The organism is Mesorhizobium terrae (assembly GCF_008727715.1).
Lineage (GTDB): Bacteria > Pseudomonadota > Alphaproteobacteria > Rhizobiales > Rhizobiaceae > Mesorhizobium > Mesorhizobium terrae.
In genome coordinates, this window is record NZ_CP044218.1 from 806,381 (window position 1) to 823,907 (window position 17,527).

Sequence of the window (17,527 nt, forward strand, 5' to 3'; positions counted from 1 at the left end):
GAGTGAGCGCGCGTTCAAGGTGTTTGCCGCCACCGGAAACGGCCGCTGCCGTCGTCGGTCCACAACGGCACGGCGGCGCCAAGCAGCAGGTCCGTGGTCGTCGGCCCGAAGTAACGGCCATCGAAGCTGTCGCGGACCTGCCGGTTCATCAGGAACACTTCGCCGCTGTGGATGCGGCGGCAACCCTGCCAGGCGGGCAGATCGCGGCCAGCGCGATCGCGCGCGAGCGCAGAACCGACCTCGGCACCATCCACGGTGATCGCCAGGTTGGTGCGGCAGACGAGTTGTCCGGGCATGGCAAGCACGCGCTTCAGAAGCGACAGGCCATCCGGCAGATAACCGCGTTCCGCCAGAAAGCTCGCGAGCGGTTCCGATGGAACGAAAGCGACAACATCCGCTACGTCCAGCGGCGTGTTAGCGACGACCGTATAGAGCCCGACCGGCACGCTGGCGGAGGCGTTCCATATGAGCTTGACCGGCATCGGTGCAAGGCACGCAAATCCGACACCAAGCGTGCCGAAGACGCAGATGAGAAGGCCGCCGGCGCGCATCACTGCTTCGTCCTTCGGCGCATCAGCCACGCCTCATGACGCGAGAGCGTATAGGAGGACGGCGTTTCGCCGGCGCGCAGGCGGTTGTGGACATGGCGCCAATGAGCCGGATCCACCTCGACGGGATCGATGCCCAATGCTTCGATGGCATCGATGCGCTGAAGCACGCGCTCGACGCTCGACCAGCTTTCGGCTTTCAGCAGAATGTCGCCTCCAGGCCGGACGAAGGGCAATGTCTGGAAAGGCTCGCCGCGTCCGACGGCGCGCACGATGTCGATGCGCGAAACGATGGTGCCATAGTCGTTGGCGGCCCATCGCACGAAGGCGAAGATGCTGTCCGGTGCGAAACCGGCGAGGCTGCGGTGACGGTCGAGGATCTGCTGGTAGCTTTTGCGGCCGAACCTGATCCAGTGTTCGATCCGCCGTTGGCGCCAGGTCAGGTCGACGAGCGTCGTGAAAGGTTTCGGACCGTCCGGCAGCGGACGGGCGCGCATACGGCGATTCGCATCCCCGGTCATGAGGCGTCTCCTTCGGTCGGGAGGTCGAAGGTGGGACATGCGGGCCTGGTGGCGTTGCCGTGATCGGCTGCCGCTGAAGCCTTGTCCGGACACATGCTTTCTGCGTCGTTCACGCCGCGACGGCGCCGCTTACGGTTAGATTCTGAGTTAGAGTCTAAGTTAGGGAGACGATTTCCCGTTGTCTTTCCAGCGCTTAAGGCCTTCCCGGGTTCCCGATAGCACGACCCGGCGGTTCCCGATGGCACGATGGTTCGGGTTCCTGATGGCACGACGCCGTCCCCCTCCCGCGCGGAGGATGGCTCGAAAGCGAGCAGCACGCGCCCGCCAATATCGATCTCGAGAAACAGGCAGTAGCCGGGAAAAGGCTGGCGACGAACGATATCGCGCATTTCGAAGGCGAAGCGCTTGAACGGCGACAGGCTTCCGGACTTCTGGTGGAGATGGCGGAAGTCGAAGCGCCAGCCGGCCTGCTGCCGGCCGCCATGTTTACGCACAAGGCGATAGAGCCAGCGGTCAAGCCCGCCCGTCAGATCGAAATATGCCCTGTCGATGGTGAGCACCAGCGCGTCATCCAGCACGGCCTGGTAGAACCAGTCCGGTACGATCAGCTCGATGCCGGCAGGCCTGCCGTGGCGATCGGTCCGCTCCTGCCATTCGTTGATCCAGGAAAAGCGATGGCGCCGCCCTTCGACCGTCTGGCGGATCGATGTGCACACGGTGGTCGACTGGAGACGATCCAGCGCTGCCTTCAGGCGCCGGTAATCCCGCTGCGACGTGCCACGACCGACAAAGGTCAGGATTTCGTAGGGCGTGGCGGCCATCAGCCGGGAAGTGGCTATTCCGTCATCGCGCGCTTCGACGATCTGGCTCGCCGCCCAGATCAGGATATCGGCGTCCCAGATGGTCGCCATGCCGTGATCCGGCACGGCCTCGACACGGATCGAGACATCACCGCCGCGAAAGTCGATCGGCGCGACGCGGTGGGACTTGGAGAGTGAAAAGAAGGGATAGGCCATGAGGTCCTGCGCATCTCTGGCTGCGAAATCGCCGGGGAGTGCCCTGAACAGGTCGAACTGCCCGCGCTCGGAAAGGGACTGGCTCCGCGCCACCATGAAGAGTTTCACCAACGATCAGCGTGTGCATCGATCGATGCAGGGCGGCTGGCCGGCTGCGTGACGTTTCGCCGGCAGGACCGAACCGCGCGGATCGGATGTCGAGGTGACCGCTCCGTGATCGGCCCAGGCCTTGAGGTCGTCGACGGCATAGACGACGCGACCGCCGAGTTTGCGGTAGGCCGGGCCGGTGCCGTAGGTGCGGTGCTTTTCCAGCGTCCGAGCCGACAGGCTCAGGAACTGAGCCGCCTCCTTGGTGCGCAGAAAGCGCGGGGGTAAGATAGCGCGTTCGGACTGCATGGAGCGTGTCTCCGTGGATTGTTAGGCGACCGCTGGCGTCCAGCGGCGGATGACAACCATGGTGGCGTAGCGAACGGGGCACGGGGGATGGGGAAGTTGGGGGAGACAAAAATCCCCACCCGAGGGCGCCTAGGGTCGGCGGCGGTGGCGAAGGAGCTGGAGGTAGCCACCGGCGATCATGGAGCTCCCACCTTTGACAAGTCCGATCACCGTGTCGCGAAGCGCCGACGTCTTCCAGGGTTCGGAGGCGACGCGAGGCTCACCGTAGATCGACCTGGCGATCTCGCGATAACTCGCCGCGCTCCTGCGACCATCTGCGGCCCGCAGCATCAGCCGCAGCCGGGCGCGGCGCTGCGGCGTTATGCGCGTATCCGCAGGTATCGTTTGCCTTTGCCAGGAGCGCCAGAACCGGGTGAGTGCTTCGATCCTTCCCAACGCATCGGCGTCGAGCGGGATCAGGGCGGCTACGACACCGCCGGGTTTCGCGCCAGGACGAAGGATAAACTGCGTGGCGGCAGGACCGTCATGGAGAGCGTGACGTCCTTCGGGACTTTCACGGTATACGCTGGAGCCTTCCAATGGCGGAGGCCGGGTCGTCGACAGGAAATGCGGGGCGGCGACAAGGGTGACCACGGCAGGGTTCGCGGACGGGGTCCAAAGTACAGTCTGCGACAGGGCGGACAGGTCTGGCCGGGCCGGGAAATCGCAACCCCCAACGCCGTTGCGCATCGAGGTTCAAGGGCGCGGCCTCCGCACCGGCAGACACCAGCTCGTGATATTGTCTGTAATAGTCTTCGCAGCGACGAAGACATTCCCAGGCAAGGCCTTCGACAGAAAGCGCATCGAAAAAGGCGTAGCTGTCAGGATCGCGCCATTGAGATGCTTCGGGCCTCATGCAGCAGTTCCCACAGACGATGCGCTTTCGGAGTGGGCAGAATTGCTGGCCGCAACGGCCCGGGGAAGGCCCTCATTGGGCATCGGGCGATGCCCTGGTCGCATCACCTATGCATCAGGCCTGCGTCAGTCTGGGGATCCGCGCAAAAGAAGAAGATAGCCCTTCCGCGCCATCCAGCGCGCTCTGGCCAGATGGCCTTGATGGACAGTGGCCGCCCGCCGGGGCTCCCGCGCTGGATCGATTCCAAAGACGATCCTGACGATTTCCCGCCAGTCGGCGCCATCGCTGTCGGCGTCGAGCAGACGCGCATACAGTTTGAGATGGGCCTGGTCGTAAGCGGTGAGGTCGTCGCCGGTCGGAGCGGCATCGTCATAAGGCTCGATCATGGGGCAAGAAGCCTTCTTGTCAGCATCCAGGACCGCATTTTATCGGGAAAGGCCTTCTGTCGGAGCACGGTTTCCAGGCATCACGCGATGCACATATCGCATCGGGTTTCGTCGTGCTGCAGATGGAAGCTCCGGATGCCGGAGCCTCACCGGAGAGGCCCCCGCGCCGGAGCGGTGCGGGGGCCCGGTCTTGCCGATCAGTCGGCCGGGTTCCAGATGATGGCGTAGGTTTCGTCGTCATCGTGGCCGGCGGCGCGGCCGAGATTGGCGTAGAGCTTGCGCGGGCCGAACTCGGGGGCGGCGATCGACAGGCTCACATAGTCCTTTCCGGAAGCCTCGCCGGTCCGGACCCAGCCGGCGCCCACTTCGACGCCCTGCGCCAGCACCCGGAAGTCGGGATGGTTGTCGGCGCTCTTGGCCTGGTTGGGCACGATGTCGATGTCGGCGCGGAGGCTGAGTGTCTTGAGCTGGCCTTTGTAGGCGCCGTTTTCCTGCTTGGTGACGTAACCGATCGCGGTCATTTGAAGTCTCCTTTGGGTATTCGCCGGGGACCATTCCCCTGCGATGGCGGACCGTGATGGGCGCGTCCGGACGGCCCGAATCCGGCAGGGCCGCAGCGGCAGCGGAGGACCCGAGCGGGCGGCTTTTTTGGAGCGAAGCGGCGCGAGGAAGCCGCCGCAGGCGGCGGGGAAAAAAGTCGTCAGTCGAGGGTTTCGGGCGGGCCGGATCCGCCCATAGGTCAACAAGCCAGCCGCAGGGAAATGGTCCTTGCCAAGGCAGTTGGAGATTTCACGGCAACGCGCGCGCGCAGAGCCTGGATGCAACGGAGGCTATAGGAATAGCGGGATCATTCGACGCGGCACCTGGCGCAATCCTGCCCAAAAAAGCTCGTGCGCTCCAACACCATTTGCATGTGGGAGTGAAGCAATCAGCGGCGATGCCAGCACCCGAAAATGGAGCGGCCAGTGCTTACGGCGGCAGCGCCTGAGCCAATCGATCTGAACTTGAGATTGGGGCGAGCGGCGGCAATCCAATCTGCCGCCACTCGCCATGTGACGGTCACTCGGACCCGGCCAGCGCCTTGACCTCAGCCCACTGATCGGCAGTGCGGAAACCGCCGCGCTCGGTGTAGCTCTCAACGGGGAATTTCATCCAGCGCGGCAGCCAGCCATCGACTTTCTGCCTGCCGTTTTGGCCAGAAATGAAGTCGCGGATGATGGTCTTCTGCGTCTTCACCTTCTCCGAAACATTGCCGTCAGCGACCTCATTGCCACCGATCTCGGCAAGTATGGCGTTGACGACTTCCCTGTCACGCAGCAGGTCGAAGAAAGCGTCGTCCGGCTTCCAGCAAGTTGCCATATCAACGTTGAGATGCGCGCCGAGAAGCTCGACGACTGCCGTTCCGGCGCAAAGCGTTTCCGCCATGACAAAAGCCAGCACCCGCGCGACATCCTCGTCAGTCAACGCAAGCAGTTGGACGAAGATAGTGGCGAGGGTAACGTCATCGCCGTACCCTCCCGCAATGGTCGTGTCGTCATCCAGCCGACCAAGCAAGGTCAGAACCTCGCGCAGTTTTCCGGCGAAAACAGCTTCCGCTTTGCTTGCGGCGATGCTTTCCGCGATGGCCTGATTTGCAGCGCGTTGCGGTTCCAGCCGTACTTGCCACAGGTGTGAGCCGGCAATCGCATGCGCCACCATCAATCGGAGCGCGACACCCGGATGATCGAACAGCGCGGCGCGCACCGCTGCATGCCGATGCAGATCGACATAGTTCTGCATCGGCCCGGTGAGTTCTGCGCGAGACATCTTTACCGGTGTCTCGACTTGCTCGCCGTCTTGTTCATCGAAGCGGAGACGGCGTGCTTCCTTGCGCGTCAGCCAGCCCTCATGAAACTCGACCTCGCCGCGCTGCGAGACAGCGATGATCACCTTGCCGCCCTTTTTCTTCGGCGTCTTCTCGTGATCGTAAGAGTGGAAATATTGGCCGGGTTCCAGCACCGCCACGTCGCGCCAACCGGCTTCGAGATAGGCATCACGCTTAGCCGCGATTGCCTCGTTCTGCTTGCGCCAGAACAGATCGACATCGGCGAAATAGCAGTCCTCGCCAAACAGGTCGGAGACGATCAAGCCGCCGTAATCCTCGACGGCAAACAGCGCCACCTTTGTGGAAATCGACTGGCCGCCGAACAGCCATTGCTTCAGCTGCCTGCCATGCGGCGCGTACTGATCGGGATCGGCAAGGAGCTCCAGCCAATGCTTTTGCTGATCCTTGGAGGCCATGGTGAGGTGACGCACCGTCTCGGCGTCGATCTCGTCCTTGCGGTAGGCTTCGCGGATCTTGGGCAGCAGACGCCCGAGCGCCAGAATGCGCCTCACCTGAAGCTCGGTGATGCCGAATGTCGCGGCAACATCGCTGATCGTGCGGCCCTGCCCGATCAGGCGCGTGAACGTCTCCCATTGTGAAACCTCATCGGGATCGAGGCGGGCGATGTTCTCGATCAACGACGCCTCAAGCGCGGCGGCGTCGTCGCCGTCTTCCATGATGGCGCAGGGCAAGGCTTCGACCTCGCCGCGCTCCCCGGCGACTGTCTTTGCCGCGAAATAGCGCCGCCGTCCGGCGACGATCTCGAAGCTCTCCGGTGTGCCGTTCGGCCTGACCAGCAGCGGCACCAACACGCCGCGCGCCCTGACGGAGGGCAAGATATCGGAGATATCCGGCGCGCGTTTCGAATGCCGCATGTTGGCGATGGAGACACTCAATCTATCGATAGGAATGTGAGCAAGCTGCATGATTTCTTCTCCTTTGGCTCTGGTTGCGTTTGGTTGCCGCGAGGCCGGAGGCCGAGCAGCGGACCGGCTTTGCATCTAGCGGCGCTTGTCATCCGCCTCGTCGGGCGGAAGCTCGAAATGGGAAAGTGCCAGCGCCTCTGCGGCATGCCGCAAAAGCTGCTCCGCCTCGGCAATACGGCCAGCGACGCGCGCGGCCTCGGCATAAACCGTGAGTGGAAAGTGAGGCGCGAAGTAAAGATCGCGCTCTATGCCAAGACCGAGAGGGCCTTTCACGGCTTCCAGTTCGGCAAGGCTGATGCTGCCAAGTTCAGGGAAGCCAAAGCCAAGATCGCAAAGCCCGAATAGCGTGTCGCCGTCCTTGTCGAGCTCGGTCAAAAGCCATGTCGCTGCCCCAACCGGATTGAACAGTTTCACAACCGGGACATGGTTGGTTCCAGTCTCGGCTGCGCCGTTGGCGAGCAGCCGTGTGCGCAGTTCGTCCGTGATCAGGATCATGGCGAAGTTCCTTGGTGGGAATGATCGGGTTGAGTGCAATCGCGCCGGCGCTCAAGCTGCGATGCCCGCCTCAGCATCGCCTGCCACGCCATTGTTGAAGGCGAGCAGGAAATTGGCGGCTTTCGAGGCGAGGCTGGCCGCGCGAAAAATCGCGCGATTGTCCTCGCGCAACGCCGTGAGCCACGAGCCGATATAGTCGGAGTGGCGCACCGTCGGCGCGATGCCGAGCGCCGAGCAGACGAAGGCCGCAGCCATCTCGGCTATCAGTTCTTCACGGGCATAGGTTTTGGAGCCGAATGCCCCGGTGAGATCACGGGCCAGACGCGTCGGATGCCCGGTCCAGTGACCGAGTTCATGAAAACAGGTTCGGTAGTAGTTGATCTGCTCGAAAAATGCGGGCTGCGGTGGCACCTGGATGCAATCGTTGGCGGGCATGTAGAAAGCGCTGTCACCGCCGATGCGGATATCCGCGCCGGTAGCCCGCATCAGGGCCTCGGCGTGCGGGATGATTTCCCGCTCGGGCAGCGGCTCGGTTACGCTCGTGACATGCTCGGGCAAGCCGTCGCACTGCGCGACATTGAAGACGGTGAACCGCTTCAGATAGGGGATTGCCTGCGGCTCGGTGTCTTGGGCCTCGGCGCGTTCCTTCTCATCCTTCGGAACGAACCGATCCGCGTGCACGATGGTCGTGCCGTGCTCGCCCTTCCTGACTGAACCACCAAGCGAAAGTGCCTGCCGGAAGGTCAGCCAGTTCTGGCTTGGATAAGCGTGTTCGATCACCGCGCCCCACAGGATGAGGATGTTGATCCCGGAATAGCCGCGTCCGGTGGCGGCATTCTTCGGCAGACCAATGGCCGCCTTCGCCCTGCCCCAAGGCTTGACCCAAGGCACGCAGCCCCGTTCGAGATCGGCGATGATGCGGTCCGTGATTTCTGAATAGAGGCTGGCCTGCGGTTGCTGGTTGCCTTTTGCACCACCCCCGCCTCGGGCTGAACGCTTGCCGGTCCTGCGCATGATCTGATCTCCGCTCGCAATCTCGCTGCGCCCTCCCCCGGAAGCGGGGTGGGCGGCGAAAACGACCGGAAAGGCCCGCCGTCAGAGGTGGCAGGCATCCGAAGGACCGGAACGAAGTGGAGGACCCGAAGCAGCAAGCGAAGGGTTGCGGGCTGCCGCGGCGGGGCTAGAAGGGAGAGCCGCCCACCCCGCGCCACCGGGAGCCCAAACAAAGCAACTTCGCCACCCGGAAAGGGTGGCGGCCGCTGCAACTGTCTACGCCGAGGGGACGAAGTCGCCGGAGACGATCAACCTAAACCGGGACCATCTTGCTGCAAGGACGATACTGGACGGTCAGGCAAAGCTAAGTTTGGGTGAAGCGGAGGACACCACGATTTGACATTGTCGCCCACGCAATGCACGCATAACGAGAACACCAACGTCGTCAATTCGAGAGATAGGAATTCGCGGGCTTTCGATCGGCGCTGAGCAGGAAAGCCAGAACCGAGACGAATATGATCAACCCACCGAGTATGGTGGATTGTGCCGGCACCTCATGGAAAGCAAGCCAGACCCAGATCGGTGCGATCGGGGTCTCGACGGCACCGATAAGCGCGGCGTCGCGCGCCGGCAGATAGCGCAAGCTCAGTCCGAAAGTAAGAAATCCGAGCGTCATCTGCACAAGCCCGAATGAAGCCAGCCAAGCCAGGTCCTTCGACGCGACGGCCAGCGGGCTTGAGAACGGCAACACAGCCACCGCGCACAATATGTTGGAAAGGATCAAAGTCTCGGCCACGGGGAATTGGTCGTTTCCGCGCATGGCTATGGCCATGAGTGCCATCAGCAGGGTCATGATTAACGCGAGAACATCACCCGTAAAACCACCTCCCGAGAGCGCCGACGCACCCACCGTCAAAACGGCGCCCGCTATGGCTGCGACGCCGGCTATAAGCGCAACCGACGGCGGCCTGTCGCCGAGCAAAGCCCAGGAGAGGGCCGCAACGATCAGCGGCGCCCCGGCATGAATGACCGCGACATTGGCGACCGTCGTGTTCCGCAACGCGAATATGAACGCGACCATTGCCGTCGACGACATGCCTGCAACCAGCCATGCCGCGGGCGTGAGCCTTCCGACAATGCCGCTCAGTGACTCTCGAAGCACCAGCGTCAAGAACATCAGCACAAAAAGGGCACTGAAGGTGCTGCGCCAAAACAGCAGCGTCCAGCTGTCGACAGCGATCAAGCGCGAGAACAATCCTCCCGTGCTCCAGAAAACCGCCGCAAGGACGGCCAGGGCCACACCTGCGTTTCGATTGCTGATGGAGAACATGCCTAGACGCCACCAAGCGCTACGCGGTCGCCGGTTGAATGGTAAAAGCCCAGCGTTTCCGGCGCCGGATGCCGCTGGCGCCATACGATCAATTCGGCTTCCTCGCTGCCGTCTTGCCGATGGCGCTTCAGACACCCAGAACCCAGACGCATCACGATCTCCTGAGCATTGACGCCGATCTCGGCGGCAAGGTCGCCGACGTCAAATTCGTCATGCAGGAACTGCGCCCAGGTGCCGGGACCACAGAGTTCAGGCGGCACGTCCGTCACGTCGACCGTGACGTATTCCATCGATATGCACCCCACCACGGGAGCGGAATGCGCGCCGAGGCGGACAGAGATCCTGCCCGCGCACGCCCAAGGCAGCCCCTGGGCATAGCCGATGCCGACGATGGCGATCCGGCTGTTGCGGCGGGCGCGGAATGTCGCTCCATAACCTACGGCTTCATGTGCGGAAACCTCGCGAACGGCAAGGACGCGGGCACGCAGGCTAAGGACGGGACACAGCGGATTGGGACGGATACCGGCATTGTTGAGCCCGAACAGCGCTGACCCAATGCGGGCAAGATTGAAGTGGAACGAAGTGTCGAGCCACGCGCCGGCGGAAGCCACCAGGCTGCTGGCCATGGGTCGGATCGATGCGCGCAAAGATTCAAATCGCAGCTTCTGGACTTCATTCATCGCGTCCGATGAATGGTCGCTGCAGGCCAGATGACTGACCAGGATTCGGGGCGGGTGCCTGAAAAACCATTCCTTGTTGGAAAAATCCGAAACCTCCGACGAGGATAGGCCGAGGCGCGAGAAGCCTGTGTCGACATTGAGCAGGTACGGATCGGTCGCCGCTGTCCGGAAATGGAAATCCAACTCCTCTGGCGTGTTGATTACCGGCTGGATGTCTTCCAGCCGGTAAATTCGCCTAAAGCGGACATAGTCGTCATGGAAGACCGCGATCCTGGCGAAAGGGCAGACGGCGCGCAGTCTCAATGCTTCTTCCAGATTGGCAACGAAGAAGGACGTGCAGCCCACGTCCCACAGCGTTCGGGCAAGTGGTTCCAGGCCGAGTCCGTAAGCATCACTTTTGACGACCGCGGCAGTGGTGACATCGCGGCCGAGAATACCGGTCATCGTGATGTAGTTGGCGCGCACCGCATCCAGATCGACCTCCAGGACCGCGCTGTCCAATGGCAGATATCGCGCAACGTTAGCGACCTGGTTCATTCCTTGCTCTCCACCTTGCCGCCCCATTTTGGCGATGCGCCGACAGATGGTGGCGAAGTTATCGAGCGTGGATGACAAGCATCTTTCAGATGAGTGACAGCCATCGGATTTTAAGATGTATCGATCTCAAAGGTGAGAGGTATGTACCGTCCTAAAAGGTGCTGTCACAAACGGCTGCCATTGTCCGGAGCGTTGAACCAACCATTAACTCAGACGCGAGGCGCAAAATGGCTCTCGAAACGGGCGATCATCCTACCAGGATTTTGATACTCGGCTGCGGCGTGCTCGGCGGCGGCGTTCTTGATTTTCTGAGCCAGAGCGGCTGCGGCTACGACATCCACATAGCGGCACGCGATAACCAGAAAGTATCGCTGCGCGCGAACCTGGCGCGCTACACGGCGGCCAATCTCGGCCACCACGCCAGCATCCAGGTCGCCGCCGTCGACCTGATGAATGTCGACGAGACGGCCGCCTATCTCACCGCGCTTCGGCCGGACATCATCTTCAACGCAACGACGCTGCATTCATGGTGGGTAATCACCCAGCTGCCGCAAGCCGCCTTCCAGCGCCTGGACCAGGCGCGCGGCGGCGTCTGGGCAGCCATGCATCTGGTTCTGGTGCGCCGCCTGATGCAGGCCGTCCGCCTGGCCGGCCTGCAGGCCAAGGTCGTCAACGCGTCCTATCCCGACGTGACCAATGCGGCGCTCGCAGCCGAAAACGCCGCCCCCTTGATCGGCATCGGCAACATCGCCAATGCCGTTCCGGGGATCCAGCTGGCGGCGGCCCATCTTCTCGGCTGCGACGTCAGGCGCATCGCCGTGCGTTTCTTTGCGCATCACTTCCTGAGCTACCGGATGCCGAGCTCAGGCGGGACGGACGGTGCACCCTACCATCTGAGTTTCTACCTCGACGGCGAGGTCCTGCCGACCGAGGCAATCGATCACGACGCGGTGTTTGCCACCGTCGCCGGGCGCTTCCGCCGCGTCAAGGGTCTGGCCGGGCAATCGGTGACCGCCTCCTCGGCGACGGCCGTGCTGCGGTCGCTAGCCGACGGCGTTGACCGCGTCGTTCATGCGCCAGGGCCCCTGGGTCTAGTCGGCGGCTATCCCGTCAGGATTTCACCAGACGGAATATCCATCGACCTGCCGGAGGGATTGTCGATCGGCGAAGCTGTCGCCATCAACCGCGCCTGCCAGAAATTCGACGGTATCGAGTCCGTCGACGCGGATGGCACCATCCGTTTCACGACGGATTCCGCCGCGATCATCCGCGAAGAAATCGGCTTCGACTGCCCAGCTGTGCGTCTCGCGGATTGCGAGGAGATCGCGAATGAACTTGCGGCAAGGTTTGCTGAATATCGGCACGCACAACTGGCGAAGTCGGATCTGAGTGCCGCCTGACCGAGACGCGGTCGCGAGCCGGAAGGCCGTGCGCAACGAACGCGCCCGCGCAGGGAAGACCGAGGCAGACATGGATCACCCCTGCCGTGGGATCGCACACGATCGAACACGCGGTCTCGGTCGCTTCCTCGCGCGAGAAGCTCTTTGCAACGGCATTGGGCGCTCCGGTCCGATCGCGCAGGACGCGCTTGGCGTCGGCTACATAGCGCATGGACCCGGCTGCACCGGCAAGCGAGGCATATCGGTCATATGTCGACGGATAGATCTGCTGCAGCAGGGCACGGTTCTCGACGGCCTTCGTCTCGCTCAACAGTGCGTGGTTGGTGTGGATGAGCGGACCGGCGCCGGCAAGGGCTTTCACGCCGGCTGCCGGCGACACCTCGACCGCGGCTATCCGTCCGGAGGCATCGCCAAGCAGGTAACTTCGCCCGCCCATATGCGGCAACCGATGCAGAAGACGAAGTGCGCTCGGCACATCCGGCTCGGACAGGACCATGCGACGCACCACCTGGCTGGGCAGGCCTGCCGTCCTTGTGTCGAGCATCAGATCATTGGTCGTCAGACAGAGACCGTGGCCATTCTGGCCGAGCCAGCCCAGCGTGCCCCTGGAAGCGACGGTGGCCAATTGAAAGCCGTCCGGGTCCAAGTGCACGAAAAGCACCAGGCCGGATTTCGCGCCGTGCGGTGCATCCCAATTCTGGCCAACAACCGCGCCGCGCTCGCCCTTGAAGGCGAACGCACTGCAGCCGGTCGGCGCCGGCTCCCCGAAAAACTCGAAGCCGCTGTTGAGGAAGATATCCTCGGCCGCACAATGCGCGCCGTCGGCGATTCCCTCGATTTCGGCGGCTATGGCAGGCGCGAGCAAATTCAGGGTTCGCCAAGACGCCTCCGCCTCGCGTCGTGTCCTGACCAGGACGCGCGCTGGAACAGACCTGGCAAGCCGGTCCAGGTCAGAGACGATATCACGCTGGAAAGCGGTTCCATGCTGATGGCCGCGCTCATAGGGCGCGCCTTGCAGGACCACAACCGGAAAAGGGGCTCGCGCCATTGGCCCTCACCTGGCCAGAGGCGCCAGGCGCGCCCGCCGCCTGGGCGCTCGCAAGCGCTGCGGTTGCGGGCAGCGATGGTTGTTCGTCCGCCGCTCGATCGCGCGTGCGAGCAGCGAAGCCGGCCAGCCGAGCGCAAGGTAGAAAAGGCCTGCGAGCAGGAAGACATGCAGCGGCATGAAGCTCTCGGACATGATCGCCCGGGAGGTCAATGTCAGCTCGTTGACGCCGATCAGGGCGCAGACGGAGCTGTCCTTGAGCACGCAGATCAAGGCAACGATCAGTGGTCCGGACATATGGCGCACGGCCTGGGGAATGACGACCAGCCGCAGGCTGAGGAGACGAGACAGTCCAACGGCGCGCGCGGCTTCCCATTGACCCTGCTCCACGGCCTGCATGCCGGCGCGCAGCACCTCGGCCAGATAGGCGCCGTGCACAAGGACAAGGCCGAGCGTGCCCGCCAGGAAAGGCGACAGCGTCAAGCCGAAGCCGGGCAGGACGAAGTAAAGCACGTAGAGAACGATCAGCAGCGGTATGGCGCGCAAGACCCAGACATACGAGTTGACGAGACCGCGCAGTCTCGCGCTGCGCGACGTCCTCAGGGCTTCCAGGCCAAGGCCGACCAGGGACGCGCCGCAAAAGCCTGCCGCGGTCAACAGCAGCGTGAGCGACGCAGCCTCGAAAAGGCGCGGGCCCCAGTCCGCAAGATACAAGGCAATGCCTTCCATCATTGGCTCGCCACCTGTTCAAAGCGCTTTGTCAGGCGGAAAAGGATGAAGGCGACGCCGAGATAGATGCATGCCGCCAGCCCATAGATCAGTCCCGTCTCGAACGTGCGGTTCACCAACGCGCGCGCCTGGAACATGAGCTCCGGCGCAGCGATTGCCGCGGCCAGCGTCGTGTCCTTGACGAGGGCGAGCGCATAGTTGCCGAGCGGCGGCAGGCTTATTCGCCAGGAATTGGGGACGATCACCAGCCTGAAGGCCAGGAGGCGGGAAAGGCCCAGCGCAAGCGCCGGCTCGCTCTGTTTTGCCGCCACCGACCGGAATGCCGTGGCAAAAACCTCCACAAGCATCGCCGACCCTATGATGCCCAGTCCTGCCGTGGCTGCCGGCACCGGCGGGAGCCTGATCCCGATGTGAGCCAGGCCAAAATACACCAGAAGCAGCCAGATCAGGCTGGGAATGGTGTGCAGGATCCCGGCATAGATCGCAATGAGAGTGTCGACGAGACGGGATCGGAGCAGGAAACTGGCGGAAGCCAGAGAAAAGCCGAGTGCAATCGCCAGGACCAGCGCGCCCAAGGCGATGATGACGGTGATCCTTGCACCGTCCAGCAGGATCAACAGGACAACGCCGAGGTCGATCACCGCTCACCCCCGCTCGCTATTGCCGACAACGCGGTGCGGCCCAGTCGGCTGGTCTGTCGACGCCGGCGCGGAAATTGTCCGCCGAGGGCACGAAGTTCGTGTCGCTCAACAGGCCATAATGCTTGCCGATCAGCCTGACCTCGCAATCCGACCACAGCAGCCTGATCTCGCGGCTCAGGTCATCGGCGAGCGCCTGATTGTTCTTGGAGAGACCAAAGACATATTGCCGGCCGGTGCTCGTCAACAAGGGGAAGTCAGGATTGTTGTCGATGAAGGGGACCGTGTGCAGCTTCCAGTCCGGATTGCGCGAAATCGCGTAGTCGATGGCCGGCGGGTCGCCGATCATGGCGTCGATCCTACCGATGACCAGGTCACGCATTGCCGCGTCCGGCGTGTCGTAGAGCATGAGCTGCAGGCCGGGCAGCCTGCGCAGTTCAACCAGAAAGCCAAAGCCGATCATCGAGCCGACCTTCTTGTTCTCAAGATCCGCCAGGCTGTTCCAGTTCTGCCCGATCTTCTGGGTAATGCCGTTCTGGAAGTAGGCTGTGGGATCGGTCATGGTCAGCACGTCGGCCCGCTGCCGCGTCCAGGCGACGTTGCCGCCGATGATGTCAACCTGGCCGGACTGGGTCGCAGCGATCGCGCCGTACCATTCCATCGGAACCGGCCTTATCTTGAGGCCAAGCCGCGTCGCCGCCATCTGGAGGATTTCACCGTCGTAGCCCGACAGCTTGCCATCGAGCGCGACAAGACCCGGCATGTCGCCGGTAATCGCAACGCTCAGCGTTCCCGGCACGCTCAACTGGTATCGTTCCAATGCAAGGGCGGCTTTCGAAAGCAACACGGCCATCAGCACGCAGAGCGCGATACCCAGGCAGGTTCCAGTCGCATGCCGATCGCAAACCATCTGCCCCAACACTCCATACGAAAGGGGAATCCAGCCTACCGATATCCATAATATGAGTGAACTCTAAACCTTGCCGGCTTACTTGTAAACGTGCGCGAAGCGTCACGAATTGCGACGTCGCAGGGGCTTCGGCGTTCATCTGGCCGGGCGTTGCCGGAACATGATCTCCAGCGGATTGATCTGCTCTTCAAGCTGCTGCACTTCCCGTCTGACCAATGGAAGCAACTGTTCGAACCGGTCTTGGGACAGTCTGGCGCTGGTCATGTTCACGGCGATTGCCACGCCGCTCGGCCTTTGCCCGGGGCTGATCGCGACGGCGAACGCCGAGATCCCGGCCACCAGATCGCCCCTGTCGAGGGCGTACCCTTCCTGGCGTATTGCCGGCAGCAAGCTGCGGACGCGGCCTGCTGTCAGACCATGATGCTGCGGATAGAGTGGCGAGTTCGCCTCGATGATGGCGTCAGCCTCCGGCGGCGGCAATGAAGCCAGGATCGCCAGGCTGGCCGAACCGACGCCGAGCGGTATCTGCCCGCCTATTCCGCCGGTGAGGCTGTCAATCATATAGCTGCCCTGGTGGCGATCCACGCAGATCGCGCTGACCCCCGAGCGTGCCATCAGGAAGACGGTGTCGCCGGTGGCCGCGCCGATGCGCGTTAGCGCCGGCTGTGCCAGCGTGCGCAGGCCGGACTCGTCAGCGGCACGGACACCCAGCACAAAAAGCCCCAGCCCGAGCCTATAGCGCTTCGTGAGGCTGTCGCGATCGATCAAGCGATGACGTTCGAGGGCGACGGCAATCCGATGCGCGGTCGGTTGTTTGAGATTCAGCCCCTCACTGATGTCGGCGATACTGGCGCCGCCCGACCGCGCCGCCTGGCCGACGAAATTCAGCACCGCCACCGCGCGGTCCAGGAGTTGCGCCCCGCTCGCCAGTTCCGTCTCGTTGACTGTCTTTGGCATCCGCAGCGTGTATCTCAGAACCCAGTTATCTCCCCAATGCCTCATACCGCCTGGCTTGACAAGTCTATGCCAACGATCCCGTAGCCGGCTAAAAGAGCAATCCATAATCTGGATATTTTTTGAATTGACAACCATAATATGGTGTGAATAACGTATGACAGTTCGGTGACGCTCAAGCGAATTGTGGCGCTTCCCAATCAGTGGGCCCCTGACAAGGCCGCAGAAACGCCTCATGCTTGAGTTGTCGGCACGAACGGCAGTGCACCTCATCTGGGAGCGAGCAGCGATGTCGTACGTTGGAGAATCCGGCCTTTCAACCACAGCCGTTTCGGCAGCAGCCAGGCCAAGCCTGCGCGGAATAATCCAGGCCAATACGCTCGGTTTCATCATGGAAGCGCATGACGCGCTTTCAGCAACCATCGCGGAACGCGCGGGCTTCAAGGGCCTCTGGGCTTCCGGCCTATCGATTGCCTCGAGCCTCGGTTACCGCGATGCCAATGAAGCATCCTGGACACAGCTCGTCGAAGTCGTCGAGCGGATGGCCGATGCAGCCTCAATCCCCATCCTGGTGGATGGAGACAGCGGCTTCGGCAATTTCAACAATGCCAGGCTCGCGGCCAGGAAGCTCTTCCAGCACGGCGCGGCCGGTGTCTGCCTCGAGGACAAGGGCTTCCCCAAGATGAACTCCTTTGTCGGTGACCGTCACCCGCTGGCGGAAATCAGTGAGTTCTGCGGACGGCTGCGCGCGGTGAAGGACACGCTTGGTTCCGAGGACTTTGTTCTGGTCGCACGCGTCGAGGCGCTGATCGCGGGTTACGACCAACAGGAAGCGCTGATGCGTGCGCATGCCTATGCGGACGCCGGCGCCGATGCGATCCTCATCCACTCGCGTAAGTCGGACGCCGGCGAGATCCTGGCCTTCGCCCGGGAATGGAGCAATCGCCTGCCCCTCGTGATCGTCCCGACCAAATACTACCGCACGCCCGTCGATGAGTACCGTGCGGCCAAGATCTCGACGGTGATCTGGGCCAACCACAACATGCGCGCGGCCGTCTCGGCCATGCGCCAGGTCTGCGAACGCATCCTTCGCGAAGGAACGATCGCCGGCATCGAAAACGAGGTCGCCACGCTGGACGATGTGTTCGACCTGCTCAACTACCGCGAACTGGCGGAGGCCGAGACGCGCTACCTTCCTTCGGTCGCGGTCGCGGCCGAGTAGCACTGGGCCGGTTCCGCCCACCATCAGTCACAACAACTCACG

General features: G+C 62.8%; 19 protein-coding genes and 1 pseudogene. 2 read left to right on the forward strand and 18 right to left on the reverse strand.

The window, feature by feature from the left end; translation table 11 throughout:
* Positions 1-14 precede the first annotated feature (14 nt).
* From FZF13_RS04960 to alr, 13 genes are all read right to left on the reverse strand, one after another.
* Entirely contained in the window at positions 15-554 is a 540-nt protein-coding gene (locus tag FZF13_RS04960; protein WP_083237721.1) for a S26 family signal peptidase, read from the reverse strand.
* Positions 551-1,069: a DUF2840 domain-containing protein gene (locus FZF13_RS04965; protein ID WP_065997661.1), complete on the reverse strand. Its 519-nt coding sequence runs from the start codon at positions 1,067-1,069 to the stop codon at positions 551-553. The genes FZF13_RS04960 and FZF13_RS04965 overlap by 4 nt, the downstream gene beginning before the upstream one ends.
* Complete coding sequence (locus FZF13_RS04970) at positions 1,066-2,181, reverse strand: replication initiator protein A (RefSeq protein WP_083237709.1); 1,116 nt, start codon at positions 2,179-2,181, stop codon at positions 1,066-1,068. The genes FZF13_RS04965 and FZF13_RS04970 overlap by 4 nt, the downstream gene beginning before the upstream one ends.
* A gap of 18 nt (positions 2,182-2,199) precedes the next feature.
* Positions 2,200-2,481 carry a helix-turn-helix transcriptional regulator gene (locus FZF13_RS04975; protein WP_065997663.1) on the reverse strand — a complete coding sequence of 94 codons (282 nt, stop codon included), beginning with the start codon at positions 2,479-2,481 and terminating at the stop codon, positions 2,200-2,202.
* A gap of 129 nt (positions 2,482-2,610) precedes the next feature.
* Complete coding sequence (locus FZF13_RS04980) at positions 2,611-3,114, reverse strand: DUF2285 domain-containing protein (protein ID WP_245317485.1); 504 nt, start codon at positions 3,112-3,114, stop codon at positions 2,611-2,613.
* On the reverse strand, positions 3,035-3,376 hold the full coding sequence (locus FZF13_RS29260) for a transcriptional regulator domain-containing protein (RefSeq protein WP_245317486.1): 342 nt from the start codon (positions 3,374-3,376) through the stop codon (positions 3,035-3,037). The genes FZF13_RS04980 and FZF13_RS29260 overlap by 80 nt, the downstream gene beginning before the upstream one ends.
* A gap of 125 nt (positions 3,377-3,501) precedes the next feature.
* On the reverse strand, positions 3,502-3,762 hold the full coding sequence (locus FZF13_RS04990; protein WP_065997664.1) for a DNA -binding domain-containing protein: 261 nt from the start codon (positions 3,760-3,762) through the stop codon (positions 3,502-3,504).
* A gap of 197 nt (positions 3,763-3,959) precedes the next feature.
* The gene (locus tag FZF13_RS04995; protein ID WP_065997665.1) at positions 3,960-4,283 is read right to left on the reverse strand and encodes a DUF736 domain-containing protein; all 324 of its coding nucleotides are present in this window, start codon (positions 4,281-4,283) and stop codon (positions 3,960-3,962) included.
* Between the two features lie 538 nt (positions 4,284-4,821).
* Positions 4,822-6,552 carry a ParB/RepB/Spo0J family partition protein gene (locus tag FZF13_RS05000; protein ID WP_065997666.1) on the reverse strand — a complete coding sequence of 577 codons (1,731 nt, stop codon included), beginning with the start codon at positions 6,550-6,552 and terminating at the stop codon, positions 4,822-4,824.
* 75 nt (positions 6,553-6,627) lie between these two features.
* Positions 6,628-7,047 carry a DUF2958 domain-containing protein gene (locus tag FZF13_RS05005; RefSeq protein WP_065997668.1) on the reverse strand — a complete coding sequence of 140 codons (420 nt, stop codon included), beginning with the start codon at positions 7,045-7,047 and terminating at the stop codon, positions 6,628-6,630.
* A 51-nt stretch (positions 7,048-7,098) separates the two neighbouring features.
* Entirely contained in the window at positions 7,099-8,061 is a 963-nt protein-coding gene (locus FZF13_RS05010; RefSeq protein WP_065997672.1) for an ArdC family protein, read from the reverse strand.
* 424 nt (positions 8,062-8,485) lie between these two features.
* Positions 8,486-9,370: a DMT family transporter gene (locus tag FZF13_RS05015; RefSeq protein ID WP_065997673.1), complete on the reverse strand. Its 885-nt coding sequence runs from the start codon at positions 9,368-9,370 to the stop codon at positions 8,486-8,488.
* 2 nt (positions 9,371-9,372) lie between these two features.
* Positions 9,373-10,587, reverse strand: coding sequence for an alanine racemase (alr, locus tag FZF13_RS05020; protein ID WP_065997674.1), 1,215 nt, complete (start codon positions 10,585-10,587; stop codon positions 9,373-9,375).
* A 227-nt stretch (positions 10,588-10,814) separates the two neighbouring features.
* On the opposite strand from alr, the gene FZF13_RS05025 reads away from it, so the two are divergent.
* Positions 10,815-11,987, forward strand: a complete 1,173-nt coding sequence (locus FZF13_RS05025; protein ID WP_065997677.1) for a hypothetical protein — start codon at positions 10,815-10,817, stop codon at positions 11,985-11,987.
* 118 nt (positions 11,988-12,105) lie between these two features.
* On the opposite strand, the pseudogene FZF13_RS29265 reads toward FZF13_RS05025, so the two are convergent.
* From FZF13_RS29265 to FZF13_RS05050, 5 genes and pseudogenes are all read right to left on the reverse strand, one after another.
* Positions 12,106-13,035 (reverse strand): annotated as a pseudogene (locus FZF13_RS29265) (C45 family autoproteolytic acyltransferase/hydrolase); the annotation flags it as partial.
* 6 nt (positions 13,036-13,041) lie between these two features.
* Positions 13,042-13,764 (reverse strand): amino acid ABC transporter permease, encoded by a 723-nt coding sequence (locus FZF13_RS05035; protein ID WP_065997679.1) that lies wholly within the window; start codon positions 13,762-13,764, stop codon positions 13,042-13,044.
* Positions 13,761-14,402 (reverse strand): amino acid ABC transporter permease, encoded by a 642-nt coding sequence (locus FZF13_RS05040; RefSeq protein ID WP_065997681.1) that lies wholly within the window; start codon positions 14,400-14,402, stop codon positions 13,761-13,763. The genes FZF13_RS05035 and FZF13_RS05040 overlap by 4 nt, the downstream gene beginning before the upstream one ends.
* 16 nt (positions 14,403-14,418) lie before the next feature.
* Entirely contained in the window at positions 14,419-15,309 is an 891-nt protein-coding gene (locus FZF13_RS05045) for a substrate-binding periplasmic protein (protein ID WP_083237714.1), read from the reverse strand.
* A 135-nt stretch (positions 15,310-15,444) separates the two neighbouring features.
* A complete protein-coding gene (locus FZF13_RS05050; RefSeq protein ID WP_065997682.1) occupies positions 15,445-16,266 on the reverse strand; it encodes an IclR family transcriptional regulator in 822 nt (273 codons plus the stop codon).
* A 388-nt stretch (positions 16,267-16,654) separates the two neighbouring features.
* Here FZF13_RS05050 and aepX point away from each other — a divergent pair, with 388 nt between their 5' ends.
* Positions 16,655-17,485, forward strand: coding sequence for a phosphoenolpyruvate mutase (gene aepX, locus FZF13_RS05055; protein WP_395408872.1), 831 nt, complete (start codon positions 16,655-16,657; stop codon positions 17,483-17,485).
* The last annotated feature ends 42 nt before the right edge of the window (positions 17,486-17,527 follow it).

Coding starts and splice junctions, on each gene's coding strand:
- FZF13_RS04990 (WP_065997664.1), bottom strand. CDS start 3,762: ATGATCGAGCCTTATGACGATGCCGCTCCGACCGGCGACGACCTCACC.
- FZF13_RS04965 (WP_065997661.1), bottom strand. CDS start 1,069: ATGACCGGGGATGCGAATCGCCGTATGCGCGCCCGTCCGCTGCCGGAC.
- alr (WP_065997674.1), bottom strand. CDS start 10,587: ATGAACCAGGTCGCTAACGTTGCGCGATATCTGCCATTGGACAGCGCG.
- FZF13_RS05025 (WP_065997677.1), top strand. CDS start 10,815: ATGGCTCTCGAAACGGGCGATCATCCTACCAGGATTTTGATACTCGGC.
- FZF13_RS05045 (WP_083237714.1), bottom strand. CDS start 15,309: ATGGTTTGCGATCGGCATGCGACTGGAACCTGCCTGGGTATCGCGCTC.
- FZF13_RS05005 (WP_065997668.1), bottom strand. CDS start 7,047: ATGATCCTGATCACGGACGAACTGCGCACACGGCTGCTCGCCAACGGC.
- FZF13_RS05010 (WP_065997672.1), bottom strand. CDS start 8,061: ATGCGCAGGACCGGCAAGCGTTCAGCCCGAGGCGGGGGTGGTGCAAAA.
- FZF13_RS04975 (WP_065997663.1), bottom strand. CDS start 2,481: ATGCAGTCCGAACGCGCTATCTTACCCCCGCGCTTTCTGCGCACCAAG.
- FZF13_RS04995 (WP_065997665.1), bottom strand. CDS start 4,283: ATGACCGCGATCGGTTACGTCACCAAGCAGGAAAACGGCGCCTACAAA.
- FZF13_RS05050 (WP_065997682.1), bottom strand. CDS start 16,266: ATGCCAAAGACAGTCAACGAGACGGAACTGGCGAGCGGGGCGCAACTC.
- FZF13_RS29260 (WP_245317486.1), bottom strand. CDS start 3,376: ATGAGGCCCGAAGCATCTCAATGGCGCGATCCTGACAGCTACGCCTTT.
- FZF13_RS05015 (WP_065997673.1), bottom strand. CDS start 9,370: ATGTTCTCCATCAGCAATCGAAACGCAGGTGTGGCCCTGGCCGTCCTT.
- FZF13_RS04970 (WP_083237709.1), bottom strand. CDS start 2,181: ATGGTGGCGCGGAGCCAGTCCCTTTCCGAGCGCGGGCAGTTCGACCTG.
- FZF13_RS05000 (WP_065997666.1), bottom strand. CDS start 6,552: ATGCAGCTTGCTCACATTCCTATCGATAGATTGAGTGTCTCCATCGCC.
- aepX (WP_395408872.1), top strand. CDS start 16,655: ATGGAAGCGCATGACGCGCTTTCAGCAACCATCGCGGAACGCGCGGGC.
- FZF13_RS05035 (WP_065997679.1), bottom strand. CDS start 13,764: ATGATGGAAGGCATTGCCTTGTATCTTGCGGACTGGGGCCCGCGCCTT.